Source organism: Streptomyces bambusae, assembly GCF_019400985.1.
GTDB lineage: Bacteria > Actinomycetota > Actinomycetes > Streptomycetales > Streptomycetaceae > Streptomyces > Streptomyces bambusae_A.
On the sequence record NZ_WTFF01000564.1, the window covers coordinates 1 to 2,328 of the forward strand.

Consider the following 2,328-nt stretch of genomic DNA (forward strand, 5'->3'; position numbering starts at 1 on the left):
GCACCGGCCAGGCGGCTACGCCCCCGGCACCGGCCAGGCGGCTACGCCCCCGGCACCGGCCAGGCGGCTACGCCCCCGGCACCGGCCAGGCGGCCGCGCCCCCGGCGCTGACCGGGTGGCTGGGTGGCCCGGAACAGGCCAGGTGGCTGGGCGGCGCCGACACCGGTCTTGCGGCCGGGCGCAGCCCCTTGGCATGCTTCGCCCCAGCAAAGGTGAGAGGGGTGGGGCCTGTGGTGGACCGGCAGCAAGCGGTGACGGGTGTGCTGTGCGCCGTGGCGGCGATCGCCGCGTCCGCCGCCGTCGCGAAGCTGGTTCCCCCGCCCGAGGCCCAGTCCGCCGCCAAGCCAGCCGCCGCGCACGGACCGGCCTCCCCGCGACCCTCGGGCACCCCGGGCCCCGGCTCCTCGTCGCGACCGCAACTGAACGGAACATCCCCCAACCCCTCCGCGTCGACCCCCGGGAAGGGTTCGGCGCAGCCGTCCGCACCCGCGCCGACCCCGGCCGCCGCGCCCGGCTTCGGCGGCCGGCCGGCCTTCACCGGGGCGCTGTTCGAAGGCGAAGTCAAGGACGGCCACTTCTGCACCGCCACCGTCGTACGCAGCGCCGGCCGCAACCTGATCGTCACCGCCGGCCACTGCCTCGCCGAGGGCCCGTCCGGCCTCAAGGGCGCCCTGTTCGCACCTGCGTACGCCGGCGGCAACGCCCCGTACGGCACCTGGCGGATCGAGGAGGTCTTCGAGGACGGCCGCTGGGCCGACGGCGGCGACGAGGACTACGACCTGGCCTTCGCCCGGCTGGCGCCGAACGCGAGCGGGGTGGACGTCGAGACCGCCGTCGGCGGGGCCGACCTCGACACCGGCGGCCGCTCCGACGAGGACGTCACCGTCACCGGTTACCCCACGGGCCGCCAGGACCCCCGTACCTGCACGATCCGGGCGGTCCGCACGAGCCCGACCGAACAGCGCGTGGACTGCGCGGACTTCCCCGCCGGAACCAGCGGCAGCGCGTGGATCGCCCGCGACGGCAGGATCATCGGCGTCCTGACCGGCGGCGACACCGACGACGTCTCCACCAGCACCGTCCTGGACGGCTACGCCGCCGACCTCTACCGCCGCGCGGAGCGCTCCGCCGCGGCCGGGCGCTAGGGCCTGTCGTCAAATTCCCGTCTGCCCCGCGACGCCTGGCACGCACTCTCGCCGCACCGGACGAAACCCCAAGTACGTCCAGTACGAGGGCTTCCGCCCGGCACGCCGAGAGCACGCACCAGACGCCGCGGGGCCGCCCTTCGGGCGACGACGGGAATTTGACGACAGGCCCTAGGCCCGGCGGCCGCCACCGGCCGCCCGGGCCTGCGGGGTCCCGTCCCGTCTGTCGGCTACTTGCCGGGGCCGATCACGGTGTCGCGCTTGTCGTGCCAGCGCAGGGAGTCGCGGATGCCGTCCTCGATCGAGTACTCGGCCTTCCAGCCGAGGAGATCCCGAGCAAGGTCGACGCGTGCGTACGCTTCGGCTGAGTCGCCCGGCCGGCGGTCGGTCTCGACGGTGGCCAGCTGCGTGCCGGTGACGCTCTGGAAGGCGGCGACCAGTTCGTGGACGGTCGTGCCGCGGCCGGTGCCGAGGTTGATGACGCGGTACGGCTCGGTGCGGGTGACGACGTCGAACCGCTCGATCGCCTTCACGTGAGCGTTGGCCAGGTCCCACACGTGTGTGCTGCTAAGTCACCAGCCCCAGGTGGACCGGCTCGGTGGTCGGGGCGGACAGCAGCTCGTGGATGCGCGGCGGCCACATCGGCTCGCCGAGCGCGCCCAGCTCCGCGGGGGACAGCCAGCGCCAGTGGGCGTCCGGCGACTCCGTGACCGGGGTCCGCTCCGGCCCCTGGGCGACGTAGATGTGCTCGTGCTGGCGCACCGGCTTGCCCATGTGGGTGAAATCGTGCTCCCACGTGCACAGCAGCCGCTGCGGCGCGAGGTCCGTCCACCCGGTCTCCTCGCGCAGCTCACGGCGTACGCACTCCTGCGGAGTCTCGCCGGGGTCGATGCCGCCGCCGGGCGGCAGCCAGTGGATGCCGACCTCGACGTTGTCCTCCCGGAAGAGGAAGACCGATCCGGCGGGCGAGACGATGACGACACGAGCGGCCCGGCGCGGGGTCCGGGGCCTGGTGCTTCGGATACTTCGCCTGAGGATTCCCATCACCGCAGGCTACGTCCGCCAACTCGGCAGGTCACCTGCTTAGTTGTAGCCCGCCGTCGTGGGCGCCGGCCTGCCCCCGGCAGGCCACCCGGCGGGGGGCCCGCCCCGCCGAGCCGGGGCCGCGCGCACCGCCCACGGC

At 74.7% G+C, this 2,328-nt stretch carries 3 protein-coding genes; 1 reads left to right on the top strand and 2 read right to left on the bottom strand.

All coding sequences use genetic code 11. From position 1 onward, the window contains the following. Positions 1 to 221 precede the first annotated feature (221 nt). Complete coding sequence (locus tag GPJ59_RS35555) at positions 222 to 1,145, top strand: trypsin-like serine peptidase (RefSeq protein ID WP_308120674.1); 924 nt, start codon at positions 222 to 224, stop codon at positions 1,143 to 1,145. A 230-nt stretch (positions 1,146 to 1,375) separates the two neighbouring features. Here GPJ59_RS35555 and GPJ59_RS35560 read toward each other — a convergent pair whose 3' ends face one another. Beyond that, positions 1,376 to 1,678, bottom strand: a complete 303-nt coding sequence (locus GPJ59_RS35560) for a hypothetical protein (RefSeq protein ID WP_219672255.1) — start codon at positions 1,676 to 1,678, stop codon at positions 1,376 to 1,378. 34 nt (positions 1,679 to 1,712) lie between these two features. Continuing rightward, positions 1,713 to 2,189 (bottom strand): NUDIX hydrolase, encoded by a 477-nt coding sequence (locus GPJ59_RS35565; protein WP_219672257.1) that lies wholly within the window; start codon positions 2,187 to 2,189, stop codon positions 1,713 to 1,715. Between the last annotated feature and the right edge of the window lie 139 nt (positions 2,190 to 2,328).

Bases quoted from the DNA above. Each gene is read 5' to 3' on its own strand.
- GPJ59_RS35565 (WP_219672257.1), bottom strand. From the start codon at position 2,189: ATGGGAATCCTCAGGCGAAGTATCCGAAGCACCAGGCCCCGGACCCCG.